The 21,247-nt window shown below is 58.4% G+C and carries 18 protein-coding genes; 8 read left to right on the forward strand and 10 right to left on the reverse strand.

The window, feature by feature from the left end:
• The coding region (locus AB5Y86_RS17815) for a hypothetical protein (RefSeq protein ID WP_368193731.1) at positions 1-186 on the forward strand (186 nt) is incomplete at its 5' end.
• 106 nt (positions 187-292) lie between these two features.
• On the opposite strand, the gene AB5Y86_RS17820 is transcribed toward AB5Y86_RS17815, so the two are convergent.
• The 4 genes from AB5Y86_RS17820 to apbC all read right to left on the reverse strand — a co-directional run bounded on the left by AB5Y86_RS17820 (position 293) and on the right by apbC (position 4,625).
• The gene (locus AB5Y86_RS17820) at positions 293-1,765 is read right to left on the reverse strand and encodes an inorganic phosphate transporter (protein WP_047439689.1); all 1,473 of its coding nucleotides are present in this window, start codon (positions 1,763-1,765) and stop codon (positions 293-295) included.
• A gap of 377 nt (positions 1,766-2,142) precedes the next feature.
• Positions 2,143-2,724: a dCTP deaminase gene (dcd, locus tag AB5Y86_RS17825; RefSeq protein WP_005336719.1), complete on the reverse strand. Its 582-nt coding sequence runs from the start codon at positions 2,722-2,724 to the stop codon at positions 2,143-2,145.
• A 63-nt stretch (positions 2,725-2,787) separates the two neighbouring features.
• The gene (udk, locus tag AB5Y86_RS17830; protein ID WP_005345570.1) at positions 2,788-3,432 is read right to left on the reverse strand and encodes a uridine kinase; all 645 of its coding nucleotides are present in this window, start codon (positions 3,430-3,432) and stop codon (positions 2,788-2,790) included.
• Positions 3,433-3,542: 110 nt separating this feature from the next.
• A complete protein-coding gene (gene apbC, locus AB5Y86_RS17835; protein WP_005352136.1) occupies positions 3,543-4,625 on the reverse strand; it encodes an iron-sulfur cluster carrier protein ApbC in 1,083 nt (360 codons plus the stop codon).
• A 186-nt stretch (positions 4,626-4,811) separates the two neighbouring features.
• On the opposite strand from apbC, the gene metG reads away from it, so the two are divergent.
• On the forward strand, positions 4,812-6,845 hold the full coding sequence (metG, locus tag AB5Y86_RS17840; protein WP_041202234.1) for a methionine--tRNA ligase: 2,034 nt from the start codon (positions 4,812-4,814) through the stop codon (positions 6,843-6,845).
• Between the two features lie 140 nt (positions 6,846-6,985).
• On the opposite strand, the gene AB5Y86_RS17845 is transcribed toward metG, so the two are convergent.
• Together AB5Y86_RS17845 and AB5Y86_RS17850 are read right to left on the reverse strand one after the other, a co-directional pair.
• Positions 6,986-7,852, reverse strand: a complete 867-nt coding sequence (locus AB5Y86_RS17845) for a CHAD domain-containing protein (RefSeq protein ID WP_368193638.1) — start codon at positions 7,850-7,852, stop codon at positions 6,986-6,988.
• Positions 7,853-7,867: 15 nt separating this feature from the next.
• The gene (locus AB5Y86_RS17850; RefSeq protein WP_005345583.1) at positions 7,868-8,140 is read right to left on the reverse strand and encodes an acylphosphatase; all 273 of its coding nucleotides are present in this window, start codon (positions 8,138-8,140) and stop codon (positions 7,868-7,870) included.
• A gap of 82 nt (positions 8,141-8,222) precedes the next feature.
• On the opposite strand from AB5Y86_RS17850, the gene AB5Y86_RS17855 reads away from it, so the two are divergent.
• Entirely contained in the window at positions 8,223-9,653 is a 1,431-nt protein-coding gene (locus AB5Y86_RS17855; protein ID WP_368193639.1) for a methyl-accepting chemotaxis protein, read from the forward strand.
• A gap of 129 nt (positions 9,654-9,782) precedes the next feature.
• Here AB5Y86_RS17855 and AB5Y86_RS17860 read toward each other — a convergent pair whose 3' ends face one another.
• Positions 9,783-11,351 carry a flagellin gene (locus AB5Y86_RS17860; RefSeq protein ID WP_368193640.1) on the reverse strand — a complete coding sequence of 523 codons (1,569 nt, stop codon included), beginning with the start codon at positions 11,349-11,351 and terminating at the stop codon, positions 9,783-9,785.
• Positions 11,352-11,644: 293 nt separating this feature from the next.
• On the opposite strand from AB5Y86_RS17860, the gene AB5Y86_RS17865 reads away from it, so the two are divergent.
• Positions 11,645-12,838, forward strand: coding sequence for a class I SAM-dependent methyltransferase (locus AB5Y86_RS17865; RefSeq protein WP_368193641.1), 1,194 nt, complete (start codon positions 11,645-11,647; stop codon positions 12,836-12,838).
• A gap of 349 nt (positions 12,839-13,187) precedes the next feature.
• A complete protein-coding gene (locus AB5Y86_RS17870) occupies positions 13,188-14,372 on the forward strand; it encodes an acyltransferase family protein (protein WP_368193642.1) in 1,185 nt (394 codons plus the stop codon).
• A 34-nt stretch (positions 14,373-14,406) separates the two neighbouring features.
• Here AB5Y86_RS17870 and AB5Y86_RS17875 read toward each other — a convergent pair whose 3' ends face one another.
• Positions 14,407-14,835 (reverse strand): GNAT family N-acetyltransferase, encoded by a 429-nt coding sequence (locus AB5Y86_RS17875; protein WP_368193644.1) that lies wholly within the window; start codon positions 14,833-14,835, stop codon positions 14,407-14,409.
• Positions 14,836-15,240: 405 nt separating this feature from the next.
• Here AB5Y86_RS17875 and selD point away from each other — a divergent pair, with 405 nt between their 5' ends.
• The 3 genes from selD to AB5Y86_RS17890 are packed head-to-tail and all read left to right on the forward strand — an operon-like array spanning position 15,241 to position 18,057.
• Positions 15,241-16,278, forward strand: coding sequence for a selenide, water dikinase SelD (gene selD / locus AB5Y86_RS17880; RefSeq protein WP_139443683.1), 1,038 nt, complete (start codon positions 15,241-15,243; stop codon positions 16,276-16,278).
• Positions 16,275-17,390 carry a tRNA 2-selenouridine(34) synthase MnmH gene (gene mnmH / locus AB5Y86_RS17885; RefSeq protein ID WP_368193645.1) on the forward strand — a complete coding sequence of 372 codons (1,116 nt, stop codon included), beginning with the start codon at positions 16,275-16,277 and terminating at the stop codon, positions 17,388-17,390. The genes selD and mnmH overlap by 4 nt, the downstream gene beginning before the upstream one ends.
• Positions 17,391-17,412: 22 nt before the next feature.
• Positions 17,413-18,057, forward strand: coding sequence for an MBL fold metallo-hydrolase (locus AB5Y86_RS17890; RefSeq protein WP_368193647.1), 645 nt, complete (start codon positions 17,413-17,415; stop codon positions 18,055-18,057).
• 181 nt (positions 18,058-18,238) lie between these two features.
• Here the strand turns inward: AB5Y86_RS17890 and rnd are convergent, their stop codons facing one another.
• Both rnd and fadD read right to left on the reverse strand, forming a co-directional pair.
• Positions 18,239-19,351 (reverse strand): ribonuclease D, encoded by a 1,113-nt coding sequence (rnd, locus tag AB5Y86_RS17895; RefSeq protein WP_368193648.1) that lies wholly within the window; start codon positions 19,349-19,351, stop codon positions 18,239-18,241.
• Between the two features lie 97 nt (positions 19,352-19,448).
• On the reverse strand, positions 19,449-21,125 hold the full coding sequence (fadD, locus tag AB5Y86_RS17900; protein WP_368193725.1) for a long-chain-fatty-acid--CoA ligase FadD: 1,677 nt from the start codon (positions 21,123-21,125) through the stop codon (positions 19,449-19,451).
• Positions 21,126-21,247 lie beyond the last annotated feature (122 nt).

Raw genomic sequence — 21,247 nt, forward strand, 5'->3', positions numbered from 1 at the left:
TCACTACATGAACGGTACGGGGTGAAATGCTCGATGACGGATGGGTATGACTGTTACCAGAATGCGTTGGCGGAGCGGGTGAACGGGATTTTGAAGGGAGTGTTGCTACAGGAAAACGCCCTGCTTTCTCCTGTGTTTGCGTTTTGGATATCTCTGAGAAAGTTCATTCAAAGCGTTAATTTTTAGCATCACACCTATTGATAATTTTAATGTACAACCTTGTTTGTTGGCATATTAAAGAGAATCGCAGATATGAAAAAAGGGCCCGCAGGCCCTTAGAAAGGTAACGATGTTATCCGCCAAACAGATGGTGGCTGACGATAAACAGGCCACCGGAGAGCAGCATGGTCAGCGGCAGAGTCAGCACCCAAGCCATCAGGATGGTCTTGATGGTCTGGCTCTGCAGGCCGGATTTGTTGGCTACCATGGTCCCCGCCACCGCAGAAGAGAGGATGTGGGTGGTGGACACCGGCATACCGGTCAGACTGGCGACCCCGATGGAGGTTGCAGCCGTGATCTGGGCTGCAATGCCCTGGCTGTAGGTCATGCCGGTGGTGCCGATCTTCTCGCCCACGGTATGGACGATACGACGCCAGCCCACCATGGTGCCGCAACCAAGCGCCAGCGCGATGGAAACGATCACCCAAGTCGGTGCGTATTCAGCGGTCGCGGTCAGATCCTTGCGCCATTTGGCCAGATCGGTCAGCTCCTTGGCGGGCAGCGGCAGCTTGGCAGCCTTGCGGGCGGTGTCATCGATACAGAGCAGCAGACGACGCACTTCGCGGCGGTCGGTCAGGCTCATCTGATCATAAGTACGCACGGCACCCAGACGGGCATCCAGGGTGGCCATCGCCTGCAGCACGCCATCTGCGGAGCAGTGGGTCATCAGCTCTTCCTGAGCCGTTGCCGGTGCAGAGAAGTTGATGACACCAGAGAGGGCGGACTGGTTGCGCTGGTAGATCTCCATGATGCGCTGGTTGGCATCCTGGGTCCGGTCCAGATCATAGGCGCGGCTGTTCATGTCCAGTGCGAAATAGGCTGGCGCCATACAGATCAGCACCAGCATCACCAGACCGATGCCCTTCTGGCCATCGTTGGAGCCGTGTACGAAGCTGACGCCCATGGCCGAGGCCACCAAGGTCAGACGCGCCCAGAATGGCGGGTGCTTCTTGCCATCCACCAGCTGACGCTCTTCCGGTGTTTTGTGGATCTTGTTACTGGTCCAGATGCGCTTCATCGCAAGCAGCAGCAGCGCAGCGATGATGAAGCCGATGGTGGGAGAGATGATGAGGGAAAGCATGATGTCGATCGCTTTGCCCACGTTGATCCCTTCTGTCACCGGTTTATGGGTGATCCAGGCATAGGCGCCGCCTACCCCCAGAATGGAACCGATCAAGGTATGTGAACTGGAGGCCGGGATCCCGAAGAACCAGGTGCCCAGGTTCCACACGATGGCGGAAAACAGCAAGGAGAAGACCATGATCAACCCTTGGGTGGAGTCCATCCCAAGCAGCAGGTCGATGGGCAGCAGATGGACAATGGCATAGGCCACACCCAGACCGCCGAACATGACGCCAAAAAAGTTGAAGATCCCCGATGCAACGACCGCCAGGTGAGCTGGCATCGCCTTGGTATAGATAACCGTTGCTACCGCGTTGGCGGTATCGTGAAAGCCGTTGATAAATTCATAGGCAAGCACAAAAAAAACGGCCAATACCAAACCGATTGACCACCACAAACCCAAACCACTAAACATTTCAAACATAAAAAAAAGCCTGTTTATGAGTTGCGGCGGATTATGCCAGATGGCGGCCAACACCATAGCCACCATTGAAATATTTCAGCCATAAAAAAAAAGAGCTTTTTGGAAAAAAATATCCTAGAGCCAGTCTTCATGCGGCTTGCCATCGATTAATTAAAGCCATCAATGATTGCGGGAAAGGGCAAAAATAGCTGACAATTAAGCCAATAATTTCATTTTTATGACGTTTTTATGACAGAGAAACGGGCGAAAGTGGTGATAAAATGTCCCTGTTCCACCAATCTCATCCGACCAGCAACATCAACCCCATATCCGTTTGATTCCAGATGCAAAAAGGGAGCACCTTGTGCTCCCTTGAATCGTTGCCGTGTTGCCAGTTATCAGTCCTGATTGATACGACTGGCAACGGCGCCCTGCTGGCTCTTGTACTTGGCATTTTCCCGCTTGTTGTAGGGGCGGGCCGCGACGCCGGAGAGCATCTCGAAGTTCAAGGCGCCAATTTTCATCTTCGGGCGCAGTGCCAGCGGCAGTTTGCCGCCATTGTAGAACTCCAGCACGATGCGACCGGACCAACCCGGATCGATCCGGTGCGCGGTCACGTGCACCATCAGACCCAGGCGCGCCAATGAAGAGCGGCCATCCAGCCAGCCGACGATATCGGCAGGCAGAGTAACGGATTCGTAGGTCACCGCCAGTGCCAGCTGACCCGGGTGCAGGTAGAAGGCTTCGCCATCGGGGATGTGGATCTCGTCACTCATCACCCGATCGATGGCATCGGCCATCTCGCTGCTCGGGCCGCTCAGGTCGATATAGGGCGCGGTATGATCGCGAAACACCCGAAACTCGTTACCCAGCAGCACATCGACACTGACACCACTGATCCGCTCTACCCCGGGCCGTGGCTCAATGACGATCTTGCCTTCATCCAGATGGCGTTCAATATCGGTATCACACAGACGCATTGGGCGACTCTCCTGACAAATTGTGCTTTTAAAAAAGCCGGGCATCACCCGGCTTGTTTCATCTTAACCAATCAACATGTGGCGGATACGCGCTTTGAGCATGTCGATGGCGATGCGGTTCTTGCCACCACGGGGCACGATCACATCGGCATACTGTTTGGACGGCTCGATAAACTGCAGGAACATCGGACGCACTGTCTTCTGGTACTGCTTGAGCACGGAGTCCATGGTACGGCCACGCTCCTGCACATCACGCACCAGACGGCGAAGCAGGCAGATGTCGAGCGGGGTATCCATAAAGATGGAGGCATCCATCAGATCCCGCAGACGGCTGTCGGTCAACAGCAGGATCCCTTCCAGAATGATCACCCGGCGCGGCGCAAACGGGGTCACTTCGCTCATCCGGGTGTGTTCGGTGTAGGAGTACTGGGGAATGGCAACCGCGTCACCTTTGACCAGCTGGCTCAGGTGCTGTACCAGCAGGTCGTGATCCAGCGCGTTGGGGTGGTCATAGTTGGTCTTGACCCGCTCTTCCATGGTCAGGTGGGTCTGATCACGGTAGTAGCAATCTTCGGTGATCACACCAATCTGACCTGCGCCCAGTTCGGCCACCAGCTCTTCATAAATGGTCTGGGCTATAAGACTTTTGCCAGACGCAGATGCGCCCGCAATACCGATGATCACACACGAATGTTGAGTATCAGACATGACAAATACCTAAAAGAGAAGAGCAGTGGGGATGGTTTAAACCGATCCATTATATAAAAAAGGGTGGGTCATGCCCACCCTCAATTCCCTTTCAAGTGACCGACCGCCGATTATTCATCCAGCGCCATGGCATAGAGGGGGGTCGCAATCGGTTTTGCGCTGAAAAAGAGTTCAGCCCCTACCCTGCGAGCCAGCTTCAAATAGGCCTGAGCCAGGCTCCCTTCCGGTGCGCCGAACACCGTCGGGCAGCCATCATCCATGTGCTGGCGGATGTCGATGTGCAGCGGCAACTGGCCAAGCAGCGCCACTTGATACTGCTCTGCCATCTTCTGGCCGCCACCGGTACCAAACAACGGCTCATGGTGACCGCAGGCGCTGCAGACGTGGTAACTCATGTTCTCGATGATGCCAAGCACCGGCACATTGACCTTGTTGAACATGGCGATCCCCTTGCGGGCATCGGCCAGCGCCACATCTTGCGGGGTGGTCACGATCACCGCCGCCGACGTCGGCACTTGCTGGGCCATGGTGAGCTGGATATCACCAGTGCCCGGCGGCATGTCCACCACCAGATAATCCACCTCGCCCCAGCGGGTCTCGTGGAGGATCTGCGCCAGCGCCTTGCTCGCCATCGGACCACGCCAGATGGTGGCATCCTGCTCGGAGACCAGATAGCCGATGCTGTTGCTCTTGAGGCCGCAGGCCATCACCGGCTCCATCAGCTTGCCGTCATGGCTGACCGGGCGCTCTGTGAGGGTGCCCATCATGGTGGGAATGGAAGGGCCATAGATATCGGCATCGAGAATGGCGACCCGCGCCCCCTCTTTTTGCAGCGCCAGCGCCAGGTTGACCGCGGTGGTGGATTTGCCCACCCCCCCCTTGCCGGAGGCGACCACGATGATGTTGCGAATGCCCTGCACGGCATTGAGGCCCTGGGCCCGTGGCATGCTGGCGACGTCAATCTCCAGTGCCCAGTCGATACGGGCGGCGCCGGTGGCGCTGCGCAGCCTGGCATCGTAGTTCTCTTTGAGCTGATCGAGCAGCGAGAGACCGGCAAACGGCAATACCAGCCGGATAGTAAGCCCCTGACCCTGATTGATGATCTCGCGAACGAATCCGGCATCCACCAGATCCTTGTGCCAGCCTGCTGGCTTAAATTCGGCGAGGATCTGTTTTACTGAATCAATCACCATTAACTCCTCATTATCTTGTCATTATCTTGAGGTGAACGGTTACCGCACACAAATCAGTGGCTTGCCTGCCATCGTAACAGCAGGTGCTGCCAAGGTTGGCATAGCCACAACCCTAGGCAGGCTACCCCCAATTCGGGTAACATGCACGGCACTCTATCATCCCAACAAGCACATCAAGAACGTAATATGGCAACTGATCCTCGTAAAATGCTGGTAACCTGCGCCCTCCCCTATGCCAATGGCTCCATCCATCTTGGCCACATGCTGGAACATATCCAGGCCGATATCTGGGTTCGTTATCAGCGAATGCGCGGCCATCAGGTGCACTTCATCTGTGCCGATGATGCCCACGGCACCCCGATCATGCTCAAGGCACAGCAGATGGGGATCACCCCGGAAGAGATGATTGCTGCTGTCTCCAAGGAGCACCAGGCCGACTTCGCCGGGTTCAACATCAGCTTTGACAACTATCACTCCACCCACAGCGATGAAAACCGCGAGCTGGCGGAGTTGATCTACGGCCGCCTGAAAAATGGTGGTTTTATCAAGAGCCGCACCATCTCCCAGCTTTTCGATCCGGAAAAATCGATGTTCCTGCCGGACCGTTTCGTCAAGGGTACCTGCCCCAAGTGCAAATCTCCGGAGCAGTATGGCGACAACTGCGACAGCTGCGGCGCTACCTACAGCCCGACTGAGCTTATCGATCCGAAATCTGCCGTCTCCGGCGCGACTCCGGTAATGAAGGACTCCGAGCACTTCTTCTTCGACCTGCCGCAGTTTGAAAAATGGCTCTCTGAGTGGGTGCGTGGCTCCGGCGCCATTCAGGAAGAGATGGCCAACAAGATGCAGGAGTGGTTCGAAAGCGGCTTGCAACAGTGGGACATCACCCGTGATGCCCCCTACTTCGGGTTCGAAATTCCCGGCGCGCCGGGCAAGTACTTCTACGTCTGGCTGGATGCCCCCATCGGTTACATGGCTTCCTTCAAGAACCTGTGCAACAAGCGTGGCGACATCGACTTTGACAGCTACTGGAAAGCGGACTCCGACGCCGAGCTCTACCACTTCATCGGCAAGGACATCGCCTACTTCCACTGCCTGTTCTGGCCGTCCATGCTGGAAGGTGCCAACTTCCGCAAGCCGACCAAGGTCAACGTGCACGGCTATGTGACCGTCAACGGCGCCAAGATGTCCAAGTCCAAGGGCACCTTTATCAAGGCATCTACCTACCTGAACCACCTGGATCCGGAGTGCCTGCGTTACTACTACGCAGCCAAGCTCAACAGCCGCATCGATGATCTGGACCTGAACCTCGAAGATTTCGTGCAGCGCGTCAATGCCGACGTGGTCAACAAGCTGGTCAACCTTGCCTCCCGCAACGCCGGCTTTATTGCCAAGCGTTTTGGCGGCAAGCTGGCGGCAACCTGCGCCGAACCCGAGCTCTACGCCGAATTCGCCAATGCCCGTACCGCCATTGCCGAGGCTTATGAGAGCCGCGAATTCAGCCGCGCCATCCGCGAAATCATGGCGCTGGCCGACAAGGCCAACCGCTACGTGGACGACAAGGCGCCCTGGGTTATCGCCAAGCAGGAAGGGGCTGACGCCGAGCTGCAAGCGGTTTGCTCGGTCGGTATCAACCTGTTCCGCGTGCTGATGGCCTACCTCAAGCCCGTCATGCCGCTGCTGGCCGAGCGTGCCGAAGCCTTCCTGGCCGAAACCCTCAGCTGGGATGGCATCGAGATGCCGCTGGTCGATCACACCGTTGCACCGTTCAAAGCCCTCTTCTCCCGCATCGAGCCGGCGAAGATTGAAGCCATGATCGAGGCCTCCAAGGAAGACCTGGCCAAAGAGCAGGCACCGAAAGTGAGCGGCCCGCTGGCTGATGACCCCATCAGCGAAACCATCACCTATGACGATTTTGCCAAGATTGACCTGCGCGTCGCGCTGATCAAGAAGGCCGAAGCGGTACCGGAAGCCGAGAAGCTGCTCAAGCTGCAACTGGATATCGGCGGCGAAACCCGTCAGGTGTTTGCAGGCATCAAGTCCGCCTACAACCCGGAAGATCTGGAAGGCAAGCTGACCGTGATGGTGGCCAACCTGGCTCCGCGCAAAATGCGTTTCGGCATGTCCGAAGGCATGGTGCTGGCAGCAGGCCCGGGCGGCAAGGATCTCTGGATCCTGGAGCCGCAGGAAGGCGCCCAGCCGGGCATGCGCGTCAAGTAAGCGTATCGCTGACTGCGACCACAGCCAGATAGAGAAGAGAGGCCAAACGGCCTCTCTTTTTTGTCTCACCTGTTTGGCCTGGATAGCTTTTGTAGATGCTGATCGCGGATGGCTGCCGCAGATTGCGTGCGGCCTCGGGGCTATCCACCACCGGGATTCGCGGGCGATGCATTTTGTTCTGAATACCTGACCAGCCGACTTGGCATGTCATTCATGTTGTGGCCTGCCTGCATCGCCAGTTTGAGCGCCACCAGCTCCGCCTGCTGGCAGTCCAGTTGACGCAAACGGGTGGTGATCTTCCCCTTCAACTGCTGCCGCAATTTCGTCTGCTTGTGGGTGCCCCCCGGCTCTGCTCGCAACCTCCGCCGCCATTGCCGCCAATCCTGCAACTGGCCGAGTCGCTCCTGCCAGTGAGTCAGGGTGCTCAACCAGCCGGGATCTCCACTCCCCAGATCCAGCAACAGTTCCACGCCATAACGGGCCTGCTTGATCTCGAGGCGCAGCCGATGCCAGCGGCGAAACTGTTGCTGACGGGAGCCGGCAGATTTCTCGACGCAGGGAATAGGTTCATCGAGAGCGCTCTGCGCCTCATCAAGGCGCAGGGCCAGATGCTGCTGATAGAAGAACGCCAATGCCCGCGCATCCTGCACCTGCACCACCGCCGCGAGCCAGCGGGCCAGTCGCCGTGACAACAGGGGTACGCGACAGGCAGATTTATGAGTATTGCCCGTGCTGGCAGGCGGCTTGCCAAAACGCTCGGCGTAGACCTGAGCATCCCGCAGCGCCGAAAGCCGCCCGACTGAGCGCAGCAGACGCCGCTCCAGCTCGGGATGATAGATGAGTGGTCGCCACAGGGCGAGGAGTGCCAGCAAGCGGCGCGCCGCGATACGGTAGCCATGCACGGCCGGTTCGCTGGCCTCTTCGCGCACCGCCCGCGCCGCCTCCTGATAATGGGCGACCCAGCTTGTTGCCTGAGTCAGCAACAGACCTTCCTTGTCAGCGTCCATCTCGTCTCCGCCCCTTCAGTTGGTGTGAAAGCCCTGACCGGTGGGCGGCAGCGCCTCTTCATACTCCATCCGGGTCACCCTGGCGGTGCGAGGGCCATGTTCCAGCCACCCCAGCATCATCTGCACCCCCTGCGCGGGGCCACTGATGAGGATCTCCACCGATCCATCCTCCAGGTTGTAGGCATGGCCCCGCAAACCCAGTTGCAACGCCCGCTCGCGGGTGAAATAGCGAAATCCCACCCCCTGCACCTGCCCCCACACCCGAATGACAAACGATTGCTCTCCCATTTCTCACACCTTCCGCTTAAGAAAAAAATTCCCGAGACGATAATGTGCCCGACACTCTATCTCTGCAGGATGCAGCTCCATTATGAAAGAAGTTAAATTCCGGTGGGTTGACCGCTATCTCATTCACCTCACCATCAGTGAAAAATTCCATATCGCGTTCTGGTTACCTCTCTTCATCATCGCCTTTCTCAGCTGGTATATGCTGGCGGCCAGCCATCAGCAGGAGATCTCCCTGCGGGTAGCGCAGTTGCAGCAACGGGTCGAGACCACAGCGCAGCTGGTCAGCCAGCAGCCCACTCTGGTGTTGCCTGCTGATCTGCGTCTGACCCGGCAAGGCAGCAGCGGGTTGCAGCAGCAAGGAGATCACTACCTCTTTAGCGCGCCAGCGGGTCAGGCGGGCTACGTCACCGGTGATCTCGATACCGGCAACCTCTCCATGTGGGAGGGTCAGGGCTCGGCCCTGCTCCTCATCGGCGCGCTGGCCGCCCTGATGGCGCTGGTGATCCACTACATGATGACCTTTGTCTCCGGTGCGCTCTACTCCACCAACAAGGCGCTGCAAACCGTGGCGGACGGGGATCTCACCTTCCGTCTCAACTTCTTCCCGGTGCGGGACGAGTTCTCCACCCTGGCGGGCAGCATCGACCGCTTTACCGACCGCCAGCACCAGATCGTCAAACTGGTGGAGGAGTCTGCCGAAGCGCTGACCATGGCCGCCGACGAGTTTCGTGACCATGCCCGCGAAGGCGAGACCATGGCGCGTTCCCAGCGCCAGCACATGGATTCGCTGGCCACCGCCATGGAGCAGATGTCGGCGGCGATCCGCGAAGTGGCGCGCAATGCCAACGACACCCTTCAACAAACCCGTCAATCGAGCGAAGAGGCAGCCAATGGCGCCAACCGGGTGGCCCGCACCATCGAAGCGATCCGTACTCTGGCCGACGAGATTAGCAACGCCTCCGGCGCGGTCGAGCGGCTCACCCACAATGCCAACCGCATCAACGAGGTGGTCAACGTCATCAACGCCATCTCCCAGCAGACCAACTTGTTGGCCCTCAACGCCGCCATCGAGGCGGCCCGTGCCGGTGAGCAGGGTCGCGGCTTTGCGGTGGTGGCAGATGAAGTGCGTACCCTCGCCAGCCGTACCCAGCAGGCGACGGTGGAGATCCAGCAGATGATCGAAGAGCTGCAGACCGGTACTGGCGCGCTGAACGAGATCATGGAAAAGACTGTAGGGCGCGCCGCCAGCAGCCAGCAGCTCATCAGCGAAGTGGGGCTCGATATCGAAAAACTGAGCAACCACAGCGATGCGGTGCTGGAGATGAGCACCCAGATCGCTACCTCGAGCGAAGAGCAAAGCTCGGTCGCCGCCGAGATCACCCACAATCTGGATCAAGTGCGCCATGAGGCGGCGCAGGTGGAGGAGTCTGCCAGCGCCTCGGTAGCCGGTACGCAGGGACTTAAAGCCACCGCCAGCGAGCTGACCCAGGCACTCAAGGGGATCACTCTCTGACGCTGCCTAATAGCATCCGGCAACAAGAAGCAATAAGAAAAGAGGCCACCCATTGGGTGGCCTCTTTGTCTTTATGGATAGTGACCATGAATGATAGCGACCAATTGCTATGCCGGCTGGCAGTCCCGCTCAGGATTGCAGCAAACTCAGGGCCGCATTGGGGCGACTGTTTGCCTGACTCAAAATAGAAGCACTCGCCTGCTGCAAGATTTGGGTGCTGACCAAGCGCGCCGATTCCACAGCCATGTCGGCATCCCGGATCCTTGAGCGGGCAGCGCTGAGGTTCTCATTGGCATTGGCCAGATTGCGTACCCGTGAATCCAGCGCGTTGGCTTGGGCACCGAGCCGAGCGCGCTGAACACCCAGCTGTTTCATACCCACATCCAGAGTTTTGATGGCCCTGCTGGCGTTGTCTTCACTAAGAACATCAATGTTATCAACGGTATATTTCTTCTTGTCCTCTTGATAAAAGCCAAGCGCATGCAAGCTGGATCCCTGCATATCAATATTGGAATACTTGTCGCCTGATGAGCGCAGCTCCATCTGACCGATATACGTCGTCGATGTAACATCGGGTAACAGAGAGCTCAGAGAGGAACTACTGATCACCGGAGGCGCCGGTGGTACTGGCTGCGGAGGGGGGGTTGTGCCATTGGCCAGCGCAAGGCTGTTGCCCTGAGCGCTATACATGGTCAATGAATTGCTGGCGGGATTGCTGTTGTTGGAGGCACTCACATAAAAACCCAGACCTGCCGATTGCGCAGTACTGTTGATGCGTTGAACCACGGTTGCCATGATGGCACTATTTTTTGCTGTCGGATTGACCGGATCCCATCCGGTCATATCAATGCCTGTGGTCAAATCTACAGAGTGACCCGCCACATCGATATAGGAGGGTAATGCGGATAAATCGACCGTGGAGGCGACAGAAAATGGCAGTTGTTGCGCTTGTACCGGCCCCTGATTATTGGGAAAGGTGGTGCCATTAATATCTGCCACGAACGCTTCCAGGGTTGAATAGTCCTTGTCAAAAGTGACGCCATTAAGGGTGATAGGCTGAGATGAAAGCTTGAGATCAGCAATGTCATACGCCCCTGGCTTGCTTCCTGCCGGACTGCGCGCTTGCCACTCCATCTCCCCCAGATTTTTGGTCTGGGCATTGAGATCGGTAATGACGGTATTCTGTCCTGCATAGGCACCGACCAAGAAGATACCTTCGTAACTCCCCGCCAGCAGGTCCTGTCCGGCAAACCGGGTACCTGTGGCAATCCGGTCCATCTCCAACTGCAGTTGCTTGAACTCAGCATTCAGGGCTACGCGATCCTCTGCCGTATTGGCACCGCTTCCCGACTGCAGTGCCAGGATGCGCATCCGCTGCATCAGGTTCACCGACTCATCAAGCGCCCCATCGGCGACGTTGATCACCGAGATCCCATCATTGGCGTTGCGAATAGCGGTGTTGGTCCCGTTCACTTCACTGGTGAGGCGATTACTGATCTGCAAGCCTGCTGCATCATCAGCGGCACTGTTGATGCGCAAGCCGGATGAGAGTCGTCGATATACCGAATCCAGCATGTTGGATGATTGACCAAGATGGCGAGAAGCATTGAGGGCAGAAATATTGGTAGCGATGGAGAGGGACATGGACAGCTCGATACAGGAAAGATTCAAAATGGTCTCCCCCACTATCGACATCATCAAATGACTCTTTAGAGAAAATCACTATAAAGTAAGGTTAAAACGCTTTATTGACTACATTGCGCACACATAGCGACCAGCGATGAACAAAAAACAAGCACAACCAACTGTGGCATATAAGATAAACAGCGTGAAACGCCAACATTGAGATTCTGCAAATCTTGCATATGCAACACTCGGGCGTTGTCCAGATGTACAATTCGTCACTCTGCAATATACCAGCAAAGACTGGCTTAGCCGCACTATTGCACATAGAATGTGGCCCCTTTTCTTTCTACCATCGGCAAACATCCATGAGCGCTTCCATCTATCTCGTCAAAGGCCGCGAAAAATCCCTGCTGCGTCGCCACCCCTGGATCTTCTCCAAGGGGATTGAGCGGGTTCAGGGCAACCCCATTGACGGCGATACCGTCGAGATCTATGCCAACGATGGCAAGTGGCTCGCCCGTGGCGCCTGGTCAGGCAGCTCCCAGATCCGTGCCCGGGTCTGGACCTTCGACAAGGATGAGACCGTCGATCTCGACTTCTTTATCCGTCGTCTCAAATATGCGCAGGAGTCTCGCGATCCGCTGATCAAGCGTCAGGGCCTCACCGGCTATCGCCTCTGCGCCGCCGAATCCGACGGCCTGCCGGGTCTGACCATCGACCGTTATGCCGATTTTCTGGTGTGCCAGATCCTCTCTGCCGGCGCCGAGTTCCAGCGTGAGCTGATAACGCAAGCACTGCGTACCCTCTACCCCGTGTGCAGCATCTATGAGCGCTCCGATGTGGCAGTGCGCAAGAAGGAAGGGCTGAAAGAGCGCACCGGCGTCATCTATGGCGAGACCCCGAACGAACCGGTGGTCATCGAGGAGAATGGCGGCGTCAAGATCCTGGTAGACATTCGCAACGGCCACAAAACCGGTTTCTATCTGGATCAGCGGGACAACCGTCAGGCTGCCGCCAAGTACACCGAAGGCAAGCGGGTGCTCAACTGCTTCTGCTACACCGGCGGTTTTGGCGTTTATGCCCTCAAGGGCGGCGCCAAGGAAGTGGTCAACGTCGATCTCTCCCAGAATGCGCTGGATATCGCCCGCCAGAACGCCGAGCTGAACGGGCTGGATACCAGCAACACCAAGTTTGTCCGTCACGACGTGTTCAAGCTGCTGCGGGAATATCGCGAGAAGGGCGAGAAGTTCGATGTCATTGTGCTGGATCCGCCCAAGTTTGCCGAGAGCAAGGCCCAACTGCTGGGTGCCTGCCGCGGCTACAAGGACATCAACATGCTGGCGTTCCAGCTGCTGGCGCCGGGTGGCGTGCTGTTGACCTACTCCTGCTCCGGCCTGATGGAGCAGAGCCTGTTCCAGAAGATCGTTGCCGATGCAGCGCTCGATGCCGGTCGCGATGCCCAGATCCTGGAGCTGCTCTCCCAGGCCTCCGATCACCCCATCGGTACCGCCTATCCGGAAGGCTTCTACCTCAAGGGTCTGGTGGTACGCGCCCGCTGATCGGCAACCACCCTCCCCTTGTGATCAATCAGGCCCCTTGCGGGCCTGATTGTTTTGCATCGCGCCGTATAAACCTGAGCCTGACGCTCGCCCCGATGACCACCCTCTCTGCTTTATTCGCGTTCCTTCTCCTCCTCTTTTGCTGCCAGCGCCCCACTTCTTCTCTGTTTAAATTACTTTGCACAATAACTGCACATTTATGATTTAAATCACATCCGTATGACTCTCTTTTCCGTAGTGTGATCCCGCCTGCGGCAGCCGAGCCGGGGCAACCTCCCGTCAGGATTGATGGGCGGCACAACAACAAAATAGATGTCAGGCCAAGCTGAACATCACAAGGGATCCCGATATGAATCAATCATTGCCGCTGTTAACGCCGCTGCGGGGCATCGCTGCCCTGATGGTGGTACTGTTCCATGCCCGATTATTGCTCTTTCCCCAGTGGATGGAGCCGATCGCAGGCCACACCCAACTCATCGAGAACGGCTACCTCTGGGTCGACCTGTTCTTTATTTTGAGCGGCGTGGTGCTGGCCCATGTCTATGGGGAGGCCTTCACCCACACGCCCCGCACCGTGAGCTATGGCCGTTTTCTCTGGCTGCGGCTGACTCGTGTCTACCCCCTCTATCTGGTGACCCTGCTGTTGCTGGTTAGCTGGGAGCTTTACAAGGCGCGGCACGGGGTGGGCTTCTATGCCGGCCCCTTGTTCAAGATGTGGGAGTGGGAAGGGATGCCGCCTTTCGGCTCCCCCTTCACCCCGGCCGAGGCGTTGCCGAGCGCCTTCCTGCTGCTGCAGGTGGTGACCGATCACGGGTTGACCTGGAACTTCGCCGCCTGGTCGCTCAGCGTAGAGTGGATTAGCTACCTAGTGTTCCCGCTGCTGATTCCGCTGGCGGTGACCCGCAGTCGCTGGAGCCATCTCGCCCCCCTGCTGGCGTTGACGGTGCTGGCCTTTATCGTGCACAGTCGCGGCACCCTGGATGTCACCAGCGGGGCGCTGGCAGTGGGGCGCGGGGTAAGTGAATTTGTGCTCGGCCTCTGGCTGCTGCCAAGGGTCCAGGCCGCGAAAGACTTGCCCATGATGCAGCGTGATCTGCCGCTGCTGATCGCCTTTGTGCTGCCCTTCGCGCTGATGCAGTTCACCATGACGCCGCAGCTGACCCTGCTGCTGCTCAGCTCCTACGTGCTGCTGATCTGGATTGCCGCAGCTCAGGGGGAGCGCAAAAGTCCGCTACTGCGCCTTTTGGATAACCGCTTCACCAACTGGCTGGGGGATCTATCCTACTCCATCTACCTGCTCCACGCGCTGGTGCTGCTCACCGGCTGCGAACTCATCCACTATCTGGCGCCGGGGCTCACCGAGTGGTGGTATGGCCAGACCAACCCGCTGCTGGGGGCTGTGGCAACCTTGCTGATGCTGGCGGTGCTGATCGGGCTCTCGGCGCTGAGCTACAACCTGCTGGAGCGGCCACTGCAACGGCGCCTGCGCCGCTGGGGCAAGTCACAGCAACCGGCGCTGGAGCAAGCCGGATAAGTTAATCTCGCCCTGTCTGGATGAGTTGACGGGCTTATGCCAACTCATCCAGTACCAGTTCATCCAGACTGCTCATCACCCAGGCGCTCGGGTGCTGGCTAAATCCGAGCTTGGGGTAGTACGCCACCGCCTGCGGTGCAGCCAGCAGGATCAGCTTGCAGCCCGGCTGCAATTGCAAAAACGTCTCGCGAATAAGGGCTTTGCCAATCCCCTGCCCCTGCACAGACTCGGCCACCGCCAGATCCGAGAGGTAGCAGCAAAAATGAAAATCGGTCACCGCGCGGGCCACCCCGACCAAGGTCTCGCCCTGCCAAGCGGTGATCAGCAAATTGGCGTTATCCAGCATGCCCTGCAGAGTGGCCGGATGGTCCAACGGCCGTCTCGCCCCCAGCGAGGTCTGCGCCAACAACGCCGCAAACTGCGCCGTGGTGATGGGGTAGTTAACCAAAAATGTGGTGGTCACTAAGCTCTCCTGTTGTAGATCGGCAGTTGCGTGCTGTTGGTCTCTTTGGCGTTCTTTTTGCTGCATCTGTACTGCAATCAATCAGCCAGCGCCGGATCCAGACCGATGACAGGCAAGTGCGGGCAATTCCCTGCTGTTTATGTGAATTCCTGTTCGAACCCCAAGGGGCAAATGTGGCATAATGCCCCGTCCTGTGGCCCTTGGCGGGGCTGCGCTGGCGCACCTTGTCGCCCTTTTCTTCCCCGTCCGGCCTGGCGGTCTTTCATAACTGCCAGTCATCGCTGCCCCTGTTGGCACCGAGGCCACCCATATTTGCGGCTTCTTGTCATTCTCTCTACAAGACCGCCCATTGACCAAGACGGCTCCACAGAGCCTCTGCTCTGTTTGCAAATAAAAGGGGTAAGTATGTCTTCCATTCGTCTGACCCAATACAGCCACGGCGCTGGCTGCGGCTGCAAAATCTCTCCCAAGGTACTCGACACCATCCTCAAGAGCCAGATCCCGGGCTTCAACGACCCGACCCTGATCGTTGGCAACAGCAGCAAAGATGACGCGGCCGTGGTCGATATCGGCAACGGTCAGGGCATTGTCTCCACCACCGACTTCTTCATGCCCATCGTCGATGACCCCTTCACCTTTGGCCGCATCGCCGCCACCAACGCCATCAGCGATATCTACGCCATGGGCGGCAAGCCCATCGTTGCCATCGCCATCCTCGGCTGGCCCATCAATACCCTGCCCGCCGAAGTGGCCCAGCAGGTGATCGACGGCGGCCGTCAGGTGTGCCACGAAGCGGGGATTTCGCTGGCCGGTGGCCACAGCATCGATGCCCCCGAGCCCATCTTCGGCCTCGCGGTAACCGGTATCGTGCCCCTGGACGCCATCAAGCAGAACGACACCGCCAAGGTGGGTGACACCCTCTATCTGACCAAGCCCCTTGGTATCGGTATCCTCACCACCGCCCAGAAGAAGGGCAAGCTCAAGCCTGAACACGAGCAACTGGCACCCAACGCCATGTGCACTCTCAACAAGATTGGCCAGCGTTTTGCCGAGCTGCCGGGTGTGCACGCCATGACCGACGTCACCGGTTTTGGTCTGGCGGGCCATCTGCTGGAGATGTGTGAAGGATCTGGCGTCAGTGCCCGTCTCGACTTCAAGGCGCTGCCGCTGCTGGATGAGGTGGATTACTACCTCGCCGAGGGCTGCGTACCGGGCGGTACCCTGCGCAACCACGACTCCTACGGCCACAAGCTGGATGCCATGGACGATCGCACCCGCAACATCATGTGCGACCCGCAAACCAGCGGCGGCCTGCTGGTCGCCGTGGGTAAAGAGAGCGAAGCCGAGCTGCTCGCCATCGCGCAAGACGCTGGGCTAGAACTCTCGCCCATCGGTCAGATCAAGCCCCTTGAGGGCTCCCGCTTTATCGAGATTGTCCAATGAGTGAATTGCCACTGGCCACGGACTACGCCCAGATTTTTTTAGGCGATGTGCCGTTGATTGATGTGCGCGCCCCCATCGAGTTCAAGGAGGGGGCCTTCCCCTGCTCGACCAGCCTGCCCTTGATGACAGACGATGAGCGCGCCCAGGTGGGGACCTGCTTCAAGAAGCAGGGTCAGGCCGCCGCCATTGAGCTTGGACACAAGCTGGTGGGGGGAGCAGTACGTGCCGAACGACTCGAAGGCTGGCTGGCGCAGTTGCGCAAGCAGCCCGATGCCCTGCTCTACTGCTTTCGCGGCGGCCTGCGCTCGCAAACCGTACAACAGTGGCTGGCTGATGCCGGGGTGACTCGCCCCCGCGTCGCCGGTGGCTACAAGGAGCTGCGCCGTTTCCTAATCGACACCCAGGACAAGGCCTCTGCCGAGTGCCACTGGACTGTGCTGACCGGCATGACCGGCTCCGGCAAGACCCATATGCTGGACCACGTGGCCCAAGCGCTCGATCTGGAAGGACACGCCCATCACAGGGGCTCGTCATTTGGTCAGCTGCCTGGCGGCCAGCCCAGCAACATCAATTTTGAAAACAACATGGCCATCGAGCTGCTCAAGCGCCGCCATCAGGGCGAGCATGCCTTCGTGGTGGAAGATGAGAGTCGCCTGATCGGCCGCTGCTGCCTGCCCCTCTCCCTCCATGAGGCCATGAGTCAGGCACCGCTGGTGGTGGTGGATGTGCCGCAGTTCGATCGGGCCGAGCAGATCCGCGAAGATTACGTGCACGATCTCTGGCTGCGCTATCAAGCCATGTATGGCCAAGAAGAGGGATGGCCGCTGTTTGCCGCCTATCTCACCGATGCGTTGGCCCGCCTCAAGCGCCGTCTTGGCGATCAGGCCCACCGCGAGCTGGATGCCCTGATGCAGACCGCCCTCACCGAGCAGGAAAAGAGCGGTGATACCGGGCTGCATCTGGCCTGGATCACGTTGCTGCTGACCCGCTACTACGACCCCATGTATCTCTATCAGCTTGGCAACAAGCAGGAGCGCATCGTATTCCGCGGTGACAAACAGGCCTGTCTCGACTATTTCGCCGAGCAGCATGCCAGCGCGCTGCGCGGCTGACCCATCCCAAGAGAGGAACTCTATGTTGAAATTCGAGGTGATTCCGGTCACCCAGTTCGCCCAGAACTGCTCCCTCATCTGGTGTGACGAGACCCATCAGGCGGCCCTGATCGATCCGGGCGGCGAAGCGGCCAAACTGCTGGCCGCCATCGCCAAGCGCGGCCTGACCCTGACCCACATCCTGCTGACCCACGGTCATCTGGATCATGTGGGTGCCGCCGCCGAGCTGCGGGAAAAGACCGGCGTCGCCATTACCGGCCCCCACAAGGAGGACGCCTTCTGGCTCGACATGCTGCCCAAGCAGAGCCAGATGTTCGGCTTCGCTCATACCCCCGCCTTCACACCGGATCGCTGGCTTGAGCAGGGTGACAAGGTGCAGCTTGGCCAGTGCAAGCTGGATGTCTACTTCTGCCCCGGCCACACCCCGGGCCATATCGTGCTGCTCTCTCAAGCCGAGCAGCTCGCCTGGGTTGGCGATGTGCTGTTTGCCGGTAGTATCGGCCGTACCGACTTCCCCCGTGGGGATCATGGCACGCTTATCAAGTCGATCACCGAGACCCTGCTGCCGCTGGGTGACGAGATCGTCTTTATCCCGGGCCACGGCCCCAGCTCCACCTTCGGTCGCGAGAAGGTGAGCAACCCCTACCTGACCCAGCCTATCTGGTGATCAAAAAAGGCAGCGGTGTTAGCCGCTGCCTTTTCTTCTCTGCTCTCTTTTTCATTCTCGACTCCGGCCAGCCATGTCCTCTCTGCGTTCTCCAGTTCTGCATGCCTGTTTGTCTCTTTCGCCCAATAAAAATCCCCACCCGGGGGTGAGGATTGATTTATAGGTGCAACCGTCTGGTGGCTTATTGTGCCAGCAGGTGACCGACCAGCTCATGACGCCACCCTTGCAGCAGCATCGGCTTGTCGCTGCGGGCCCGCTCTTCGTCGTTCATCCGCCAGCTCCAGGTGAAGTACTGGTGAATGATCTTCTTGCTGGCAATCAGCTCGGGCGGAATATTGCTCGCCTTGGCCTTCTCTTCCACCATGGCCTTGATGCGCTTGAGCTCGGCCTTGTACTGAGGGAAATCCACCAACCGACGAATGGGCTCGGGCCAGCTGTCAGGATCGCTCTGCTGCGCGCGGGCGACGATATCGAGCATCCGCTTGCCGTGGATCTTGATCTCGATGGGCGAGAGGCCGAGCTCGTTGAGATCCCTCAAGGAGGCAGGACGACGCTCTGCCACCTTGAACAGGTGCAGCTCTTTGACCACGAAGTTGAGGGCCAGATCTCGGCGCACCGCCTCTTGCTGGCGCCAGGCGGCCAGCTCGCGCAGAATGGCGAGCTCGCGGCGACCCAGTTGCCAGGCGTTGACGATGTCAAGATATGCCTGACGGGGATCGCTGCCCTGGGTCTTGCGGGCGGAGTGGTTTTGGCACTCCTGCTCGAACCAGGCAAACTTGCCGCTTTCCCGCAGTTTGGCCATCACCTTCTCGTAGAGCGGCATCAGGTAGAAGACATCCGCTGCCGCGTATTCAAGCTGACGTGGCGTAAGCGGGCGGGCCAACCAATCGGTGCGCGCTTGATCTTTTTCCAGCTCAACCCCAAGGAATTCGTTCACCAGCGCACCAAAGCCGACCGAGACGCCGTAACCGAGAAAGGCGGTTGCCAGCTGGGTGTCGTGCATCTGGTTGGGCAGGTGGCCCGCCTGATGCTGGATAAGCTCCAGATCTTCGCCAGAGGCGTGCAGGATGGCGATCTGCCCTTCCCTGCCCAGTCGTTGCCAGAGGGCGGAGAGATCCAAGCTAAGCGGATCCAGCAGCGCCAGATGCTCGCCGTCATAGATCTGGAACAGGCCAAGCTGGGGATAGTAGGTACGGGTGCGAACGAATTCAGTATCGATAGCCAGGGGAACGTCGGCCAGAGAAGCGAGATACTGCTCAAGTTCGGCTTGCTGAGTGATAAGTTGATAGTGCATCTGTGCCTGCGCGGTTGATCAGGGCCAAAAAGAAAAAACCGTGGGATGACCCACGGTTTTGCATCACTGCGACACACCAGAAAGCCGGTGCAGCGCCTTACTGCTTGGCAATCTCCTCGTCACGCAGTACGCGGCGCAGGATCTTGCCCACATTGGTCTTGGGAAGTTCGTCACGAAATTCTACCAGTTTCGGCACCTTATAGGCAGTCAGATGTTTGCGGCAGTGGGCAATAATCTCGTCCTCCTGCAGCTTTGGATCTTTCTTGACCACAAAGATCTTCACCAACTCGCCGGAGACCTTGTGTGGCACACCGACAGCGGCCACTTCCAACACTTTCGGGTGCAGGGCAACGACATCTTCGATCTCGTTCGGATAGACGTTGAAACCGGAGACCAGGATCATGTCCTTCTTGCGGTCAACGATCTTGAAGAAGCCCTGCTCGTCGCACACGGCGATATCACCGGTACAGAGCCAGCCATCCTGCATCACTTCGGCGGTCGCCTCGGGACGCTGCCAGTAGCCCACCATCACCTGCGGGCCGCGCACCTGCATTTCGCCCGGGGTGCCGAGGGCGTGGATCACCTGACCGTTGTCATCCACCAGCCGGATCTCGGTAGAGCAGACCGGCAGACCGATGGAGCCGTTGTAATCGGTCAGATCGTAGGGGCAGACGCTCACCAGTGGCGAACACTCGGTCAGGCCATAGCCTTCCAGCAGCGGGGTGTCGGTCAGTGTCTTCCACTTCTCCGCAACCGCGCGCTGCACTGCCATGCCGCCGCCGATGGTGAGCTTGAGCTTGTCAAAGGCGATCCCCTGAAACTCTTCGTTGTTGACCAGCGCATTGAACAGGGTGTTAACCCCGGTAATGCAGGTGAAGGGATACTTCTTGATCTCTTTGACAAAACCCGGGATGTCGCGCGGGTTGCTGATCAGCAGGTTGTAACCGCCGATGCGCATAAAGAGCAGGCAGTTCACGGTCAGGGCGAAGACGTGATAAAGCGGCAGCGCGGTGACCACGAACTCCTTGCCGCGCTCCAGCATGGGGCCATAGACGCCGAGGCACTGCTCGACGTTGGCAATCATGTTGCGATGAGTCAGCATGGCCCCTTTGGAGAGGCCGGTGGTGCCACCGGTGTACTGCAGGAAGGCGAGATCGTCGTTGGTGATCTCCGGCTTGATGTACTGCAGGAAACGCCCCTTGGAGAGGGCCTGACGCATGGTAGTGGCGTGGGGCAGATTGTATTTCGGCACCAGCTTCTTGACGTACTTGACCACGAAGTTGACCAGGGTGCCCTTGGCCAGCCCCAGGTTGTCCCCCATCCGGGTCAGGATAACGTGCTTGATCGGGGTGTCGTAGACCACCTTTTCCAGGGTATGGGCGAAGTTGGAGACGATAACGATGGCTTTGGCACCGGAATCTTTGAGCTGGTGCTCCAGCTCACGCGGGGTATAGAGCGGGTTGACGTTGACCACTATCATGCCGGCGCGCAGGATGCCAAACACGGCGATGGGGTATTGCAGCAGGTTAGGCATCATCACCGCAACCCGATCACCTTTCTCCAATTTCAGCTCGTTTTGCAGGTAGGCAGCAAAGGCGCGGGACTGCTCTTCCAGTCGGCGGTAGGTGATGGTTTGGCCCATATTGACGAAGGCGGGCTGATCGGCAAACTGGGTCACCGAGGATTCGAACATCTCGACCAGGGAGCTGTATTGGTCTGGATTGATCTCGGCGGGGACCCCTTCCGGATAACGTTTCAGCCAGACTTTTTCCACAAACTTCTCCTGCATAACTAGCACCTGTGCGCTCACTGTGTTGCCTCCGTCCCGGTTCACATCCATTTAATCGGTTGTTTTAAGCTGATGCTCTAATGCCGCACATATTTACACAGCGCAAC

Origin of the sequence: Aeromonas sp. s8 (assembly GCF_040907785.1) — a bacterium.
GTDB lineage: Bacteria > Pseudomonadota > Gammaproteobacteria > Enterobacterales > Aeromonadaceae > Aeromonas > Aeromonas veronii.

What these genes read in the sequence shown, in the direction of transcription:
- AB5Y86_RS17820 (WP_047439689.1), bottom strand. Translation starts at nt 1,765, where the DNA reads ATGTTTGAAATGTTTAGTGGTTTGGGTTTGTGGTGGTCAATCGGTTTG.
- dcd (WP_005336719.1), bottom strand. Translation starts at nt 2,724, where the DNA reads ATGCGTCTGTGTGATACCGATATTGAACGCCATCTGGATGAAGGCAAG.
- udk (WP_005345570.1), bottom strand. Translation starts at nt 3,432, where the DNA reads ATGTCTGATACTCAACATTCGTGTGTGATCATCGGTATTGCGGGCGCA.
- apbC (WP_005352136.1), bottom strand. Translation starts at nt 4,625, where the DNA reads ATGGTGATTGATTCAGTAAAACAGATCCTCGCCGAATTTAAGCCAGCA.
- metG (WP_041202234.1), top strand. Translation starts at nt 4,812, where the DNA reads ATGGCAACTGATCCTCGTAAAATGCTGGTAACCTGCGCCCTCCCCTAT.
- AB5Y86_RS17845 (WP_368193638.1), bottom strand. Translation starts at nt 7,852, where the DNA reads ATGGACGCTGACAAGGAAGGTCTGTTGCTGACTCAGGCAACAAGCTGG.
- AB5Y86_RS17850 (WP_005345583.1), bottom strand. Translation starts at nt 8,140, where the DNA reads ATGGGAGAGCAATCGTTTGTCATTCGGGTGTGGGGGCAGGTGCAGGGG.
- AB5Y86_RS17855 (WP_368193639.1), top strand. Translation starts at nt 8,223, where the DNA reads ATGAAAGAAGTTAAATTCCGGTGGGTTGACCGCTATCTCATTCACCTC.
- AB5Y86_RS17860 (WP_368193640.1), bottom strand. Translation starts at nt 11,351, where the DNA reads ATGATGTCGATAGTGGGGGAGACCATTTTGAATCTTTCCTGTATCGAG.
- AB5Y86_RS17865 (WP_368193641.1), top strand. Translation starts at nt 11,645, where the DNA reads ATGAGCGCTTCCATCTATCTCGTCAAAGGCCGCGAAAAATCCCTGCTG.
- AB5Y86_RS17870 (WP_368193642.1), top strand. Translation starts at nt 13,188, where the DNA reads ATGAATCAATCATTGCCGCTGTTAACGCCGCTGCGGGGCATCGCTGCC.
- selD (WP_139443683.1), top strand. Translation starts at nt 15,241, where the DNA reads ATGTCTTCCATTCGTCTGACCCAATACAGCCACGGCGCTGGCTGCGGC.
- mnmH (WP_368193645.1), top strand. Translation starts at nt 16,275, where the DNA reads ATGAGTGAATTGCCACTGGCCACGGACTACGCCCAGATTTTTTTAGGC.
- AB5Y86_RS17890 (WP_368193647.1), top strand. Translation starts at nt 17,413, where the DNA reads ATGTTGAAATTCGAGGTGATTCCGGTCACCCAGTTCGCCCAGAACTGC.
- rnd (WP_368193648.1), bottom strand. Translation starts at nt 19,351, where the DNA reads ATGCACTATCAACTTATCACTCAGCAAGCCGAACTTGAGCAGTATCTC.